The sequence below is a fragment of the Micromonospora sp. CA-269861 genome (assembly GCF_050948505.1).
GTDB lineage: Bacteria > Actinomycetota > Actinomycetes > Mycobacteriales > Micromonosporaceae > Micromonospora.
In genome coordinates this window covers 6,943,455-6,957,734 of sequence record NZ_CP192014.1, presented here as the reverse complement: position 1 = coordinate 6,957,734, position 14,280 = coordinate 6,943,455, and the positions used below count along the sequence as shown (strand labels likewise).

17 protein-coding genes are annotated in these 14,280 nt (G+C 71.8%); 4 read left to right on the top strand and 13 right to left on the bottom strand.

The window, feature by feature from the left end; all coding sequences use genetic code 11:
- Positions 1-9: 9 nt before the first annotated feature.
- Positions 10-750 carry a hypothetical protein gene (locus ACQP0U_RS32075; RefSeq protein ID WP_433314422.1) on the bottom strand — a complete coding sequence of 247 codons (741 nt, stop codon included), beginning with the start codon at positions 748-750 and terminating at the stop codon, positions 10-12.
- A 131-nt stretch (positions 751-881) separates the two neighbouring features.
- Between ACQP0U_RS32075 and ACQP0U_RS32070 the strand changes: the two genes are divergently transcribed.
- The 3 genes from ACQP0U_RS32070 to ACQP0U_RS32060 all read left to right on the top strand — a co-directional run bounded on the left by ACQP0U_RS32070 (position 882) and on the right by ACQP0U_RS32060 (position 2,717).
- A complete protein-coding gene (locus ACQP0U_RS32070) occupies positions 882-1,313 on the top strand; it encodes an OsmC family protein (protein ID WP_130405704.1) in 432 nt (143 codons plus the stop codon).
- A gap of 177 nt (positions 1,314-1,490) precedes the next feature.
- Entirely contained in the window at positions 1,491-1,838 is a 348-nt protein-coding gene (locus ACQP0U_RS32065) for a metallopeptidase family protein (RefSeq protein WP_357348693.1), read from the top strand.
- 156 nt (positions 1,839-1,994) lie between these two features.
- Positions 1,995-2,717, top strand: a complete 723-nt coding sequence (locus ACQP0U_RS32060) for an AIM24 family protein (RefSeq protein ID WP_030487734.1) — start codon at positions 1,995-1,997, stop codon at positions 2,715-2,717.
- 43 nt (positions 2,718-2,760) lie between these two features.
- Here the strand turns inward: ACQP0U_RS32060 and pheA are convergent, their stop codons facing one another.
- From pheA to ACQP0U_RS32035, 5 genes are all read right to left on the bottom strand, one after another.
- The gene (gene pheA, locus ACQP0U_RS32055; protein WP_433314419.1) at positions 2,761-3,717 is read right to left on the bottom strand and encodes a prephenate dehydratase; all 957 of its coding nucleotides are present in this window, start codon (positions 3,715-3,717) and stop codon (positions 2,761-2,763) included.
- A 10-nt stretch (positions 3,718-3,727) separates the two neighbouring features.
- Positions 3,728-4,345 (bottom strand): hypothetical protein, encoded by a 618-nt coding sequence (locus tag ACQP0U_RS32050; RefSeq protein WP_433314416.1) that lies wholly within the window; start codon positions 4,343-4,345, stop codon positions 3,728-3,730.
- 84 nt (positions 4,346-4,429) lie between these two features.
- On the bottom strand, positions 4,430-4,819 hold the full coding sequence (locus ACQP0U_RS32045) for an ACT domain-containing protein (protein ID WP_433314414.1): 390 nt from the start codon (positions 4,817-4,819) through the stop codon (positions 4,430-4,432).
- A gap of 75 nt (positions 4,820-4,894) precedes the next feature.
- A complete protein-coding gene (locus tag ACQP0U_RS32040) occupies positions 4,895-5,353 on the bottom strand; it encodes a hypothetical protein (RefSeq protein WP_433314411.1) in 459 nt (152 codons plus the stop codon).
- A 169-nt stretch (positions 5,354-5,522) separates the two neighbouring features.
- Positions 5,523-6,260 carry a hypothetical protein gene (locus ACQP0U_RS32035; protein WP_433314408.1) on the bottom strand — a complete coding sequence of 246 codons (738 nt, stop codon included), beginning with the start codon at positions 6,258-6,260 and terminating at the stop codon, positions 5,523-5,525.
- Between the two features lie 163 nt (positions 6,261-6,423).
- Between ACQP0U_RS32035 and ACQP0U_RS32030 the strand changes: the two genes are divergently transcribed.
- A complete protein-coding gene (locus ACQP0U_RS32030; RefSeq protein WP_357348526.1) occupies positions 6,424-7,641 on the top strand; it encodes an arginine deiminase in 1,218 nt (405 codons plus the stop codon).
- A 15-nt stretch (positions 7,642-7,656) separates the two neighbouring features.
- Here ACQP0U_RS32030 and ACQP0U_RS32025 read toward each other — a convergent pair whose 3' ends face one another.
- The 7 genes from ACQP0U_RS32025 to ACQP0U_RS31995 all read right to left on the bottom strand — a co-directional run bounded on the left by ACQP0U_RS32025 (position 7,657) and on the right by ACQP0U_RS31995 (position 14,190).
- Positions 7,657-8,544, bottom strand: a complete 888-nt coding sequence (locus ACQP0U_RS32025; RefSeq protein ID WP_433314405.1) for a DUF5926 family protein — start codon at positions 8,542-8,544, stop codon at positions 7,657-7,659.
- A 58-nt stretch (positions 8,545-8,602) separates the two neighbouring features.
- Positions 8,603-9,022, bottom strand: a complete 420-nt coding sequence (locus tag ACQP0U_RS32020) for an ATP-binding protein (RefSeq protein WP_433321328.1) — start codon at positions 9,020-9,022, stop codon at positions 8,603-8,605.
- A gap of 61 nt (positions 9,023-9,083) precedes the next feature.
- Positions 9,084-10,538, bottom strand: a complete 1,455-nt coding sequence (locus ACQP0U_RS32015) for an ATP-binding protein (RefSeq protein WP_433314403.1) — start codon at positions 10,536-10,538, stop codon at positions 9,084-9,086.
- A 55-nt stretch (positions 10,539-10,593) separates the two neighbouring features.
- Positions 10,594-11,382, bottom strand: coding sequence for a glycerophosphodiester phosphodiesterase (locus ACQP0U_RS32010; RefSeq protein ID WP_238670004.1), 789 nt, complete (start codon positions 11,380-11,382; stop codon positions 10,594-10,596).
- 10 nt (positions 11,383-11,392) lie between these two features.
- The gene (locus ACQP0U_RS32005; RefSeq protein WP_030487745.1) at positions 11,393-11,728 is read right to left on the bottom strand and encodes a rhodanese-like domain-containing protein; all 336 of its coding nucleotides are present in this window, start codon (positions 11,726-11,728) and stop codon (positions 11,393-11,395) included.
- Between the two features lie 58 nt (positions 11,729-11,786).
- Positions 11,787-12,689, bottom strand: a complete 903-nt coding sequence (locus tag ACQP0U_RS32000) for an LCP family protein (RefSeq protein WP_433321325.1) — start codon at positions 12,687-12,689, stop codon at positions 11,787-11,789.
- A gap of 232 nt (positions 12,690-12,921) precedes the next feature.
- Positions 12,922-14,190: an LCP family protein gene (locus tag ACQP0U_RS31995; RefSeq protein WP_433314402.1), complete on the bottom strand. Its 1,269-nt coding sequence runs from the start codon at positions 14,188-14,190 to the stop codon at positions 12,922-12,924.
- Between the last annotated feature and the right edge of the window lie 90 nt (positions 14,191-14,280).

Here is a 14,280-nt window from a genome sequence, read left to right as displayed (position 1 = left end):
GGGCTAGGGCTAGGGCTGGGGGTCGGGGCGGGCGAAGGGGGCGGCGGGGGTGACCGTCAGGTCGGCTGGGGCGGGGAGGCCGTCCTCGATCGGGTCGGGGTTGCGGCGGCGGCGCCAGGGGTGTGGTGCTGGCGCGTCGGCGGGCCGGTCATCGTCGGGTGGCCCGGCGAACGCGCCGAGGGGCGCGGCGGGTGCCAGCCGCAGGGCGGCCGCGAACAGCACACAGGCGGCGAACGCCATCACCAGCCCACGGCCGTACTCGACCTGGAAGCCGTCCTGGGGCGAGTAGAAGAAGTTCCGCTGGCCGGGGTTGTCGAGGCTGGCCGTGGCCGCCACCAGCAGCGCCAGCAGGGCACCGGCCATGGTGAGGCCGGCCAGCCGGGCGTTGGGCCGTACGCCCGCCGTGCCGCGCAACGCCAGCGCCACGGTGCAGACGAGGGCGAGAAGCCCGACCAGGTAGCCGACCCCGAAGCCACCAACCTCGGCCACCCCGGCGGGCACCTCGATCGTCGTGTTCCCCTCGGGCCCGCCGTTCGGCAGGCTCATCACCAGCCACTCACCGACCAGCGAGGCGACCGCGGCCACCGCGCCCAGACCGGCGAGCAACAGGGGCAGCCGAGGATCCCGCGCGACGTCGACCAGGGACCACGCGAACCGGCGTCGCGGGGCCGGGTCGCCGGCATCCCACTCGATCACGGCCGGGGCCTCGGATCGGTCGCCCTGCCGCGGGATTGGAAGCTCCTCGGACATCGGCCACCCTTCCGCCGGTCACGGACCTGGATCGCATCATGGCACAGCAAGCTGGTGGTGACAGGGATCGCAGGGCTGGCGAGCGCGCCGGTCTGTCGCTCGGCGGTCGCCTTTCCGCTAGCGTTTGCCTCATGCCAATCCGTACCGCTTCAGCACAGTGGCAGGGCAACCTCACCGAGGGCGCGGGCACCGTCCGCACCGGTAAGGGCGGCCTGTCCGGCAACTACTCCTTCAAGTCGCGCTTCGAGGAGGGTGAGGGCACCAACCCCGAGGAGCTGATCGCCGCCGCGCACGCCGGCTGCTTCTCGATGGCGTTCTCCAAGGCGCTTGCCGACGCGGGCTCGACGGCCACCTCGGTCGAGACCACCGCCAAGGTGCACCTGGACAAGACCGACGCCGGCATGACCGTGACGCGGATCGACCTGGAGACGGTCGGCCAGGTCCCGGGCATCGACGACGCGGAGTTCCAGAAGCTCGCCGAGGCCGCCAAGGCCAACTGCCCGATCTCCCGCCTGCTCTCGCCGGGTGCCGAGATCACCCTCAGCGCCCGCCTGGCTGCCTGAGCCAGCCGACGCACTCCGTACGTCCACGGAAGGAGCCTCCGCCCGGTCCCGGGTGGTCGCTTCTTCCGTGCATGTACGGGTGACGGCGGTGCACGCCACCGGCATGGTGCGCGGCACGGTCGTCAAGCAGGGACCGGGTCGCGTGCCGCCGCGTCGGGCACAATGGGCGAGGTGCCGGTGGAGATGAGCCGTGAGCGCTTCGAGGAGTTGGTCGGCGAAGCCCTCGACGAGGTGCCCGAAGAACTGCTCGGCCTGATGAACAACGTGGTGATCCTGGTCGAGGACGACCCGCCACCGGGAGAGGTCGACCTGCTCGGCCTCTACGAGGGGCATGCGCTCACCGAGCGCGGTTGGGACTACTCCGGGGTGCTGCCCGACCGGATCTTCATCTACCGCCATCCGATCCTGCGGATCTGCGACGACGACGAGGACGTCATCGACGAGGTGGCGGTGACAGTCGTGCACGAGATCGCCCACCACTTCGGCATCGACGACGCGCGTTTGCACGCGCTCGGCTGGGGCTGAAGCCCCGCCGCCCGCGCCGCGCTCCGCTGGGGCTGAGGCCCCGCCGCCCGCGCCGCGCTCCGCCACCCGCGCCACGCCGCGCGACCGATGGGCGGTGCTTGCCGAGGTCGCCTACCGTCGGTGCAGCGAACGCGACCCTATTCAGGAGGCCCTTTCATGCGCAGCGAGCTGTTCTCCGCGGAGAATCTGGAGAAGGAGTCCGCGCAGCCCGGCATGCGGTTGCAGAACTCCAAGATGTTGAAGATCGAGCTCAACGGCGAGGCGATGGCCCGGGTCGGGTCGATGGTCGCCTACCAGGGGAACGTGCAGTTCCAGGCGCTGGGCTCAGGCGGGCTCGGCAAGTTCCTCAAGCAGAAGCTCACCGGCGAGGGTGTCCCGCTGATGAAGGTCTCCGGCCAGGGTGACGTCTTCCTCGCGGAGCTGGCCAAGGACGTGCACATCATTGACCTGGAGCCGGGCGACGCCCTGTCCATCAACGGCTCCAGCGTGCTCGCCTTCGACTCCACCCTCCAGTACGACATCAGGATGGTCGGCGGCGCCGGGATGGCGTCCTCGTCCGGTCTCTTCAACTGTGTGTTCAGCGGCTACGGGCGGATCGCCATCACCACCAAGGGCACCCCGGTCGTGCTCAACGTGGACGCCCCGACGTACGTCGACCCGCAGGCCGCGGTCTGCTGGTCGGCCAACCTCCAGACCGGCTACCACCGGGCCGAGCAGCTTGGCCTCGGCACACTGCTCGGTCGCCGCACCGGTGAGTCGTTCACCATGAGCTTCGCCGGTCAGGGCTTCGTGGTGGTGCAGCCGTCCGAGGAGCCGCCGGTGATGGGCAGTGGCCAGCAGCAGCAGGAGGGCGGTCTGCTCGGCGGTCTGCTGAGCTGACCGCAGCGGGCGGGCGCTCCACTCTCCGGGGCGCCCCGCCCGGTCAGGTCAGCTCACCGCTACGCAGTCGGGTCAGCCAGGCCGCCGCGTCGGCGTAGTCGACGTCGGAGAGGCCCGCCGGCGCGGGCACCGGGCGTTCGCCTGCCACCTCGGCCCACCGGTGCCGTGGGTAGGAGCCCAGGAAGCGGACGTCGGCACAGACCCGGCGGAGCCCCTGCAACGCCTCGCCCAGGCGTACGTCGGCCACGTGGCCGGTGCAGTCCAGGAAGAAGACGTAGCGGCCCAGCGCCTCGCCTGTCGGACGGGACTCGATCCGGGTCAGGTTGACCCCACGGACGGCCAACTCCATCAGCACGGACAGCAGCGCGCCGACCCGGTCGTGGGCGATGTAGACCGCGAGCGAGGTGAGGTCGTCACCGGTCGGCGGCGGTGGCGGCCCGGGGCGGGACACCAGCGCGAACCGGGTCACCGCGTCGGGGTGATCGGCGATCTTGTCGGCGAGTGTCGTGAGTCGGTGCCGGGAGGCTCCGATCGGTGCGCAGATCGCCGCGTCGTACTCACCCGTGCCGGCACCGGCGGCGGCCGCGCCGTTGGAGAGCACGTCGACCACCACGGCGTCGGGCAGGTGGTCGCGCAGCCAGCCTCGGCACTGGGTGGACGCCTGTGGATGGGCCGCCACGGTACGGATCGACGTCAGCGAGGTGCCGGGCCGCGCGGCGAGCACGAACTCCACCGCCAGGATCACCTCCCGGGTGATCACCAACGGCTCGCCCTCGGCCATCTCGTCGAGCGTGACGCCCACCGCGCCGCCGATCGAGTTCTCCAGTGGCACCAGCGCGGCGTCGGCGTCGCCGTCTCGGACGTTGTCCAGCGCCTCTCCGACACTGCGCGCGGGCGTACGGGTGCCGCGCTCGGCGGCGGGTACGGAGCGCAGCGCCTGCTCGGCGAAGGTGCCCTCCGGCCCGAGGTAGACGAAACGTGTCGGCGGTGTTCCCGGCATGCCGATCAGCCTACGCAACCGGTTGGTTTGCCGGGCCGGCGTCGCAGGCGAGGGCGCGGATACCGGCCGGGCTGGTGGCGCGTACCTCGATGGTGCAGACGTCGGTACCGGCGGTCACCAGCACCGGGGAGCTGGGTTTGCCCCGGGTGATCACCTGGAGTTCCTCGTGCCCGGTCACCGTCAGCACGGTGAACTGCCAGTCGGCGGCACAGAGCGGACCGGTGCGGACCTGGACCCGGACGTTCGCCGGCAGCACTCCGGCCCGGCCGCGCAACAGTTGCAGCACCCGCTGCCCGGTCGGCCCGTTGCGGCAGGCTGTCGCGACCAACCCGGCGTCCGGGGTGGGCGTGACCGTACCGAGAGACGGTGTGATGGTCGGCGGGGTCGTGGGTGCGGTGCTCGGGCCGGACGGCGTCGGCGCCGCGGTGTGGGTGGGCACACTGGTCGGCTCGCCGAGCCCCGGTGGGGCGCCGCAGCCGGCCAACGCGGCGGCGGCGAGCGCCATCGGCAGGACCCGGGCGATGGTGCGTGCAGGAACGCGGTCGGCTGCCCGGCCGCGAGTCGACGGTGGGGTGTGAATCGTCGCCCGCGGTGAGGGGGACGCGGGGTGGGCTGGGGTGAACGGCACGGGCCGATCCTCGGGACATCGGAGAATTCGTCGCGGCCGGGGTGGCCGAGCCCATCGTAGGGTGAGCGGCCGATCGGGTGAAGGTCAGCCGGTGACGCGGTGCCCGGCGCGCTGGAGCGCTGCGGTGCCCTCGGTCAGCCGGACGGTCGGCACCAGCAGGTAGTCGGTGTCGAACGTGGAGAACGTGACGGCGCTGACCCGTGCCTCGGCGAGCGGGTCGACGAGCGCGGCCAGGCCGCCGGTGCCGGCCAGCGCCACCGGGGCGGTCACCCGTAGGCAGCGCCAGGTGGTCTCCACCACGGCCTGCGCTGGCGCCCGGTCGGTCGGGCAGATCACGGAGATCCCGTCGGAGGTCCAGCTCACCGTCACCACGTCCGCGCCGCGCAGCCCGCTCGACAGCGCGTACGGCAGGGTGGTGCCGGCGGCCAGTCGGCACACAGCGTATTCCCCCGGCAGCAGTGCGATATCGAGCATGAGGGCACACTACGGCGTTCGTGCGGGCCCACCCGGGCAACGCCGCGTGCGGCGAAGGACACACTCCGCCGCAGGTCAGACCTCGGAGAAGAAGGTGAGCGAGCCGGCGACGGTGCCCTCGGTGAGCAGCGGGGTGGAGATCGCGTCGACTGTCGCGTCGGAGCTGTTCATCGAGGCGGCCTGCACCCGGAGTAACCCACGGGCGAGTCGGCCGGAGGAGAGCGCCAGCAGGGGCGGGATCTTGTCGATCTCGGCCTCGGTCAGCTCGCCCCGGTTGGCTGTGAAGTCGAGCAGGCGCAGCCCGCCGTCGAGCAGCGGTCGCCCGATCAGCCCGGCCGGCTCACCGAGGCACAGCAGCTCGCAGCCGGCCGTGGAGATCGCCACCACCCGGGTGTCAGCGTCGATCAGCAGACACGGCTCATCGGCCCGGGAGACTGTCGACGACCATTGGCCGACGTTGTCGGACTCCGGCTCTGTCGAGGCCCGCGCCGCCGGCACGAACGCTTCCGAGAGCGAAAGTTCGACGTGGGCCACCGCGCCTCCTATGTGCACCGATCGACTGTCCACGCTAGCGGGTCGCCGACGGAATCACCGAGCGCACCGGGTCACCGGGGCGCGCAGCGTGAACCGAGGCGACCGGTGACGGCGCGGAGACCGGTGAGGTGAACGGGGGGACCGGAGCCGCGTGGCGTCGCCAGTGACGTTACCGGTGGTGGGCCGGCTTGTCAGCGGCCGTTCGGCCCTCGTCGTACCACCGGTAGTCGGCGGTTGGACGGTACGTGCCGTTCAGCCAGGTGCCGGGGTGCTGTGCGACCCGGGAAAGCTTCTCGGCGGTGGCGGGGCTGATCCGGCTGCCACCGGCCACGAGCAGCCGGTCCAGTTCCCGGTGGGTGGCCATCAGACAGTCCTTCGGAAGCCCGTAGACGCTGATCACGCCGGAGCCGACGAAGGTCAGCACCGGCGTCACCGGAACGGGCAGCCCCACCGCGTCGGAGAGCGCCTTGCTGGCCCGCTTGGCATCCCGGCGGGACTCGGCCACGTACGGGGGCCGCTTGCCGTTGATCTGCACCACGTCTCCGGCGACGAGCACGCGGGCCCGGCCGTGGTCGGCGATGGTCACGGCGAAGAGGCCGCTCGGCCCGATGGCGAGGAACCCGGCCCGGTCGTCCTGACCGCGGTCGAGGACGTCTGTCACGTCGGTGCGTGGCCACTCGATCACATGCCAGGCTGGCCCGAGATGGTCGAGTTGGCCCAGCGCCCGTGCCCCGGCCGCCTCCAGGCGGCGTGCACCTCGCTCGGCCCGACGGCGGCGGGCCCATTCGAGCGGTGTCGGACGGACCGGTTCGAGAACCCCCGGCGCCTCGACGCGGGGGTGTGGCACCGCGACGGGCGGCAGTGCCCGAGCGGACGGTACGGCTCGTCGTGCGGGAAAGACAGTCATCGCGACCTCCGGCAAAAGGTCCCTCGAAGTTATGTCCTCACTACCCTACGTTGCCACTACCGGTGTTCGGCAAGCCGAAGCGCCGGAGTGACTGTGGATGAATGCCATATTCATCCACAGTTCTTTTCTCGGATGCCGCTAAACCCTGCCCTACGCTGCGGGAGTGACCCACTACGTCGACAGCGAAGTCGGCCGGCTCGGCACGGTACTGCTGCACCGGCCCGGCCCCGAACTGGCCCGGCTCACCCCACGCAACAACGACTCGCTCCTGTTCGACGCGATCCCGTGGGTGGGGCGTGCCCAGGAGGAGCACGACGCGTTCGCCGCCGCCCTGCGCGAGCGCGGCGTCGAGGTGCTCTACCTGGCCACCCTGCTGGCCGAGACGCTTGCCGTCGCGGACGCCCGGGCCGAACTCACCGAGGAGGTGCTGCGCTCGCGGCGGCTCGGCGACACGTTGCGCGCCCGCGTCGCCGACCACCTCTCCTACCTGGACCCGGCAGCCCTGGCTGACGTGCTCACCGCCGGGCTGGCCCACGAGGAGCTGCGGATCAGCTCGGAGCGACCGGGCGGGCTGGTCTACACGCTGATGGACCGACACGACTTCGTCATCGATCCGTTGCCCAACCTGCTGTTCACCCGCGACTCGTCGCTCTGGATCGGCGACCGGGTCGGTGTCACCAGCCTGGCCATGCCGGCCCGCCGCCGCGAGACCACCCTGACCGACGCCATCTACCGCCACCACCCCCGCTTCGCCGGCACCGAGTTCGTCTACCGTCCCAGCCTTGAGCACCTGGAGGGCGGGGACGTGCTGCTGCTCGCACCCGGGGTGCTGGCGGTCGGGGTGGGCGAGCGGACGACCCCGGCCGGCGCCGAACGCCTCGGCCGCCAGGTCTTCGCCGCCGGCTTGGCCCACACCATCCTGGTGGTGCCGATCGCCCAGAAACGCGCCACCATGCACCTGGACACCGTGTGCACGATGGTCGACGTGGACGCCGTCCTGATGTATCCCAACATCGCGAGCACGCTGTCCGCGTACACGGTGATCGCCGGCGCGGACGGCGAGGACCCGCGGGTGGACGGGCCGGCGCCCTTCCTGCGGGCCGCCGCCGACGCGATGGACCTCGACCTGCTCCGGGTCATCGACACCGGGCTGGATCCGGTCACCGCGGAACGCGAGCAGTGGGATGACGGCAACAACACTCTCGCGCTGGCCCCTCGGCTCTGCGTCGGCTACGAGCGCAACACCGAGACCAACGCCCAACTGGAGCGGGCCGGCATCGAGGTGATCCCGATCGCCGGCTCGGAGCTGGGCTCCGGTCGGGGCGGACCGCGCTGCATGTCCTGCCCGATCACCCGCGACCCGCTACCCGTCGCGGGGTGATCGGGGCGGTCCGGCTCAGCGCAGGGTGAGCTGGCGGCCGAGCAGCCCCTGACGGGCCCGACGGCCGGCGGCGTCGAGTGGCTCGGTGACGGTGAGCGCCTCCGCGTACCGCTTGGCGAACTGCGCCACCGGCTCCTCCCATTCGGCCGCCGGGGTCTCCTCCGGCAGGTCCCAGACCGGCACGAGTCGACCGTGCGCGCGGAACATGCCGGCGAACTTGGTCCGCTCGCCGAGCGTCAGCGTGCCGGCCGCGCCGAGTCGGGCCAGCGCGTCGAGTGCCGCGTCCTCGTCCTCGGGTAGGACCCAGCGCACGTGGGCCTTCTCCGGGACCTGACACCAGTACGCGGCCTTCGCCGCGGTCAGCCGCACCGTCGGGTAGATGGCCGCGTTCGCGCGCTCCAGGGACGCCTGGACGGTCGGATCGTCGGCGGCCCCGGGGTCGAGCCAGAAGTCGAAGCCGTCGTGCATGGTGATGTCCAGTGGACCGTCCACGAGGATGTCCTGCAGACGCGGCCCGGGCCCGGGCAGTGGCGGCACGGCCACCTGGCCACCGGGCTCGCTGCGCAGCGCGCTGAGCAACGCGTCGGCCAGGTCCCGGGAGACGTCGCCGGACTGCTGGTGGCGCTGGAGACCGATGAGCACGCGGCCGTCCGGCTTGCTGATCGCCGGGGCGGCCATCGGCAGCACCGTGGCGAGCGTCGCCGCCCGGTCACCGAACTCCTCGACCAGGGCGGGCGCCAGCCGCAGCGGGGCGGACGCGGCGGGCACCAACTCGCGCATCGCGATCCACTCGGACTCGTCGACCAGCCCGTCGAACGGACGCGGCACGAAGACGTCCCGTACCTTGTCGCGGCGGGGGGTGGTGTCGGCGGCGGTGCGCTGGCTCTTTCGACGCTTACTCACGGCGTCACAGCCTAGAGCCCCGAGCGGTTCGCCGTGGCCGGGACCCGCCCGAGCCGACTCAGCCCGCTGGCACCAGGGCCGGTCGGGGTGCCGGCGCCGGGTCGAACTCCGCCCAGACGCGCTGGCCCATGCCGTCCTGCTCGACGCCCCAACGGGTGGCCAGGCCGGCCACGATGTGCAGTCCGCGCCCGTCCGCCGCGTCCGGGCTGGCCGTCCGGAGCCGTGGCCCGGTGCTCGCGCCGCCGCCGTCGGTGACCCGCAACTGGATCAGTGCGCCGTCGGCCGAGGGGCGGAGCCGCCAGGCAACCCGGATCACGCCGCCGGGCAGAGGTCTGGCGTGCCGCACCGCGTTGCCCACCAGCTCCGCGAGCACCGCGATCAGGTCCGCGAGGAGCGTCGGGGGTACGACGTCCGCCAGCTCAGCGGCGAGCCGGTGTCGGGCCAGCCGTGCTCCGCCCGGGTGGTGGGGAACCACCACGCACCAGGCTCGATCCCTCGCTGCCGCTGCCACCGTCGCCTCCACGTCGCGCCACCCCTGGTCAACCGCGTGGTAGCCGCACCTCTGCGACCGTACCGCCGCCGGTCCTCGGACGTAGGGATACCCATCCATTCTGCTGTTCAACGATCCGGCGGACGAGATAGAGGCCGAGCCCGGCCCCCGGATAACCGCGACGGTCGCCGGACTCGCCCTGCCAGAACCTGTCGAACGCCCGTTCCACGTGCTCGGGTCGGATGCCGATGCCCTGGTCGCTGACCCGGAACGCCACCAGTTGACCGTCACCCGAGGCGGTGATCTCGATGGGTGATTCCGGTGCCGAGTACTTACCGGCGTTGGTCGTCAACTCGGTCAGCACGGTGGCCAGGCTGGGTCGGTGACCGAGCGCCTTGGGCAGATCGCTCGGGAGACGGAGCACCAGCCGGCGACGCAGCTCGGCAGGCAGGTCCACCACGGCGGAGCGCAGCGCCTCGCCGAGGTCGAACGGCGTGGGAGGGTCGTCGCCCGGCCCCACCTCGGCCGCCGAGCTGAGGAGACGGTCGACCAACCGGGCCAGCTCGTTGGCGCGTTGCCCGATCACCCGGGCCGCCTGGCGTCGGTCGACCTCGGTCAGCGACTCCCAGTGGTCGGTGAGGGTGTCCGCGTACCCCTTGATGACGGTGACCGGGGTGCGCAGCTCGTGGCTGGTCACCGCGACGAACAGCTCCCGGTCGTGGTCGCGGCGCTGCTGGTCGGTGATGTCGCGGAAGGTGACCACCCGCAACGTGCCCGGGCCGGGCAGCTCACCGGAGGTGATCCGCAACCAGCGGCCGTCCGGCATCCGGTGGTCCCGGACCTGCCCGGAGGGCGGCAGCGGGAACGGCAGCGGGCGGCTCAGCGCCTGCTCGACCGTCCGGCCGGTGACCTGGGCGGCGGCCGGGTTCCAGAGTCGGACGTGCCCGTCCCGGTCGACGACGGCCAGCCCGTCGGCGAGAGCCGCCACCACCGGGCCGTCGCCGTGCACCGGCAGGCCACTCTGGTCGCCGTACATGTGCGCGACGCAGGACGCGAGGTAGGCGACCACCCCCTGCTGCTCGGCGCTCGGCTCGTCATCGCCCGGATAGAGCGCGTGCAGGCTGCCGACTGTGTGACCGCCGATCTCGGCCCGGGAGACCGCCATCCGGCGCAGGCCGCTGCCGGCCAGTTCGCCGGCCAGCTTGCCGTTGAGGTCGCCCACCCGCACCTGGCGTACCCGTGGCCCGGAGAGCAGGCAGACGGTGTCCGGGTCGTCGACCGCCAACGGTCGACCGAGGGCCCACTCCGCCGCGCCTGTGGCGGCGATGACGCGACCACCTGTCGGACCGAACTCGACGAACGCCATCCCGGTCGCGCCGAGCGCCGGCTGGGCCACCCGGAGCAGTTGGGCGAGGACCGGCAGGCCCGCGTCCCCAGAATTGATCATCTCGATGACGACGGTGTGGCCGGCGATGAGAGCGGGGAAATCGATACGCTCCGGCATGTGCCGAGTCTGCCCCGCCGACCCGGTTTTGGGCACCCCCGCCCGGCCGATGGGGTCAGCGGTCCAGCCGGGCGAGGGCGTACGCCGGCCGGTCGGTGATGATCCCGTCCACCCCGGCGGCCAGCACCAGTTCCAGGTCGGTCGGTTCGTTGACCGTCCAGACGTACACCTGGTTGCCGGCCGCACGCAGTGCCGGCAGCAGCTGCGGGCGGGCCCGGACCAGGCCGATGCCCGGCCCGGCGATCCGGGTGCCGAACGGCAGCCGACCCAGCCGCAACCAGCGCGGCAACACCTCCAGCAACAGCACGGTGGGCAGCGTCGGTGCCAACTCGCGCACCCGCCGGACCGCCAGTGGGGAGAACGACATGACGGTGACCTGCACCGGGTCGTCCGGCGCCGGGTCGGCCAGCCCGTACCGGCGCAGCAGGCTGACCAGTCGCCGTTCCACGTTCGACCCGTATCGGGACGGGTGCTTCGTCTCGACCAGCAGCCGGACCGGCCGACCGGCGGCGAGCACCGCGTCCAGCAGCCGGGCCAGGGTCAGCAGCCGGGTGTGCGACTCGTCCGGCGGCAGGTCGCCGTCCGGCGCGCTGCCCGGGTGCCACGAGCCGAAGTCCAGGGCGTCCAGCTCGGCGAGCGTACGCGCGCTGACCAGCCCGCGACCGTTGCTGGTGCGGTCGAGTCGTCGGTCGTGCACACAGACCAGGTGCCCGTCCCGGGTCAGCCGGACGTCGCACTCCAGGCCGTCCGCGCCCTCGTCGAGGGCGCGCAGGTACGCGGCGAGGGTGTGCTCGGGTAGGTCGAACGAGGCGCCGCGATGCGCGAAGACCAGTGGCCCGCCCATTCCGCCGGCCTCAGATGACCTGACCGGGCTGCCCGTTCGCGTCGACCACCGGTCGGCCGACCGCAGCCCACTGGCGCATCCCGCCGTCGGCGTTGCGCACCTGCTCCCAGCCGTTGTTGATCAGGTAGGCGACCACCTGGGCGGAACGCCCGCCGGAACGGCAGACGACCGCCACCTCCCGGTCGGTGGGCACCTCGGCCAGCCGGGCCGGCAGCTCCATCATCGGCAGGTGGTGGGCGGTGGGCGCGTGGCCGGCCGCCCACTCGTCGTCCTCCCGCACATCAAGCAGGTAGGTCTCGTCGGCGATCTCGGTCACGGGCACGGTGGGAACCTGGGGTCCGAACACAGGAAGCAACACTAGATCCTTGTGGCCCGGTTCGGCACCGACCGGGCCGTCGGCACCGTCACAACCGGGTCACCCAGCGGGGGTTGGCCTGCGCCCACGCCGGCACCCGGGTGCCGCGAAGCGCCTCGAAGAGCCCGTTGCCCCCGTTGTCCAGCACCACGTACGAGACCTCGTCGATGGTCTGCGGCGAGGAGGGCACCTGGACGCCGCGCATCCCGTCGGGCGGCAGCGCGCGCAGCGCGAGGAGCAGGTCCTCCAGGGGTACGCCGTTGGTGTCGACGGTCAACGAGCCGCCGACCGCCCGGAGCACCTGGTCCAGTTTGACGGGGTTGCTGCGCAGATCCGCCCGGCCGGCGCTGTCCAGCATCGCCCGGAGCAGCTGCTGCTGGTGGTGCTGCCGGTCGTAGTCACCGCCGGGCAGGTCGTAGCGCTGTCGGACGTAGTCCAGCGCCTGTGCGCCGTCCATCTGGTGGCAGCCGGTGGGGAAGACACGGTTGGTGTGGATCGAGCGGACCTCGGTGTCCACGCACATCTCCACCCCGCCGAGCAGGTCGATGACCTTCCGGAAGCCGGAGAAGTCGATCAGCGCGGCGCCGTCGAAGCGGATTCCGGTGAGCCGGTGCAGGGTGGCGGAGAGCAGTTGTGCGCCGGCCTGCCCGCCGCCGCCGTGCTCGTACGCCGCATTGATCTTGTCTTGACCGCCGCCGAAGCCGTTCGCCGGTGGGATGGCGACGAGCAGGTCACGCGGGATGGAGACCAGGTACGCCTCCCGCTGCCCGGCGGGGACGTGCACGATGAGGATGGTGTCCGAGCGCTGGTCGGGGCCGGTGTCGCCCGGGCGCCGGTCGGAGCCGACCAGGAGATAGTTGAGCGGCCCGTCCAGGTCGGTGCGGTCGGTGCGGGCGTCGGCGTCGAGCAGTTGCTCCTTGGTCACCGTGCGGTCGTACCGGTGGCTGAGCATCTTGAGCCCGGCCACGGCGAGCCCCGCCAGCAGGACGAGGGCGAGGCCGATGCCGAGCAGGATGCGCGACCCACGGGCGCGAGGCGACCGGGCGGGCGGGGCTCCGGCCCGGCCCGCTGCGTTCCGTCCCCACCTGGACGTGACCGCCTCCCCGCAGCCGATACGTGAAACCTGCTCACGTCAGGCTACGGGCGGTGACGAGGTCGTCGCTGGCTTTCCGCGACTACCGGCCCTACTTGCGGGTGGAGATCACCTCGGGGTGGGTGAAGACGAACTCGGCGAGCTTGTCCTGCTTGACCGCCCGGAACATCGCCATCGTCTCTTCGCTCAAGCCCTCGGTGTTGTTGCCGTTGGCGTGGAAGGTGCCGTTGTTGGTCTTGAGCATGGTCAGCTCGTTGCCGGTGACCCCGCGCATGGTGAAGATGAAATCCTCGATCGGCACGCCGCCGGTGTCCAGCACGAACGCCTTGCCCGCCGCCTTGATCAGGTTGTTCATCTTGGCCGGGTTGGACAACATCCCGCCCTCGGTGGCCTTCTTGGCCATCGCCTTGATCAGCTGCTGCTGGTTCGCCTGCCGGTCGTAGTCGCCGTTGCGAAGGGTCTTGCGCTGCCGGGAGTAGTCGAGCGCTGCCCAACCCTCCATCTCCTGGCAGCCCTTCTTGTGCACCACCGGGGTCCGCTGCTTGCCGGTCTTCTTGGCATCCGCGTTCCACATCGGCTTGCCGTCGACGTACGACATGTGCAGCGACTTGACCTCCTGGGTGACACAGATCCGCACCGTGCCCAGGGTGTCGATGACGTTCTTGAAGCCACCGAAGTTGATGATCGCCGCGCCGTCGAAGCTGATCCCGGTGAGCCGCTTGATCGTCTGGGCCATCAACTGGGCGCCGCCCTCCCAGCCGCCACCGTTGGCGGCACCGGCCTGGAACGCGGCATTGATCTTCCCGCTGCCGCCGCCGTAGCCGCTTTTCTTGAAGGCCGGGATCTGCGCCTCGGTGTCCCGAGGGATCGAGATCAGGTACGCCTGGTCGTGCGTGGCCGGAATGTGCAGGATGATGATGCTGTCCGAGCGGACGTCATCGGCGGCCCAGCGCTCCCGCGCGTCCACGCCGAGCAGCAGCATGTCGATCGGGCCGTCCAGGCTCGCGCCGCCCTCGGCGTCGGACTTGCCGGCGTCACCCAGCAGGTTGCCCTTCGCGATGCCACCTGTCGCCTGCCCGATCAGCGCCTTGCTGCCGACGATGGCCACTCCGCTGCTCAGCATCAGCACGGCACCGAAGATCACGGTCAGCCTGGCCCAGAGCGGGTCCTTGCGCTTGCTCCGCTTCTTCGACCCACCGCCACCCGGGCGGTCGTCACCGCCACCACCGCCGCTGCCGGGCGGGCGTGAGCCCGGCCCGCCGCCCGAGGGGCGTGCCTGCGCTGGGATGGCCGCGGCGACTCGACCGCTGGGGGCGGCGGACCCGGGGGAAGGAGGGCGACGACTGGCCTGAACCGGCATGCGTGCTCCAGCTCGTGATCAGGAGGGGGCGGCACCACTGTACGTACATCAAATCGACTTGGCGAGTTCATCCCGGGTCAATCCGGACGT

Excerpts from the sequence above, each read along its gene's own strand:
- ACQP0U_RS32075 (WP_433314422.1), bottom strand. The coding sequence starts at position 750 with ATGTCCGAGGAGCTTCCAATCCCGCGGCAGGGCGACCGATCCGAGGCC.
- ACQP0U_RS32070 (WP_130405704.1), top strand. The coding sequence starts at position 882 with ATGCCAATCCGTACCGCTTCAGCACAGTGGCAGGGCAACCTCACCGAG.
- ACQP0U_RS32060 (WP_030487734.1), top strand. The coding sequence starts at position 1,995 with ATGCGCAGCGAGCTGTTCTCCGCGGAGAATCTGGAGAAGGAGTCCGCG.
- pheA (WP_433314419.1), bottom strand. The coding sequence starts at position 3,717 with ATGCCGGGAACACCGCCGACACGTTTCGTCTACCTCGGGCCGGAGGGC.
- ACQP0U_RS32045 (WP_433314414.1), bottom strand. The coding sequence starts at position 4,819 with ATGCTCGATATCGCACTGCTGCCGGGGGAATACGCTGTGTGCCGACTG.
- ACQP0U_RS32035 (WP_433314408.1), bottom strand. The coding sequence starts at position 6,260 with ATGACTGTCTTTCCCGCACGACGAGCCGTACCGTCCGCTCGGGCACTG.
- ACQP0U_RS32015 (WP_433314403.1), bottom strand. The coding sequence starts at position 10,538 with ATGCCGGAGCGTATCGATTTCCCCGCTCTCATCGCCGGCCACACCGTC.
- ACQP0U_RS32010 (WP_238670004.1), bottom strand. The coding sequence starts at position 11,382 with ATGGGCGGGCCACTGGTCTTCGCGCATCGCGGCGCCTCGTTCGACCTA.
- ACQP0U_RS32000 (WP_433321325.1), bottom strand. The coding sequence starts at position 12,689 with ATGCTCAGCCACCGGTACGACCGCACGGTGACCAAGGAGCAACTGCTC.
- ACQP0U_RS31995 (WP_433314402.1), bottom strand. The coding sequence starts at position 14,190 with ATGCCGGTTCAGGCCAGTCGTCGCCCTCCTTCCCCCGGGTCCGCCGCC.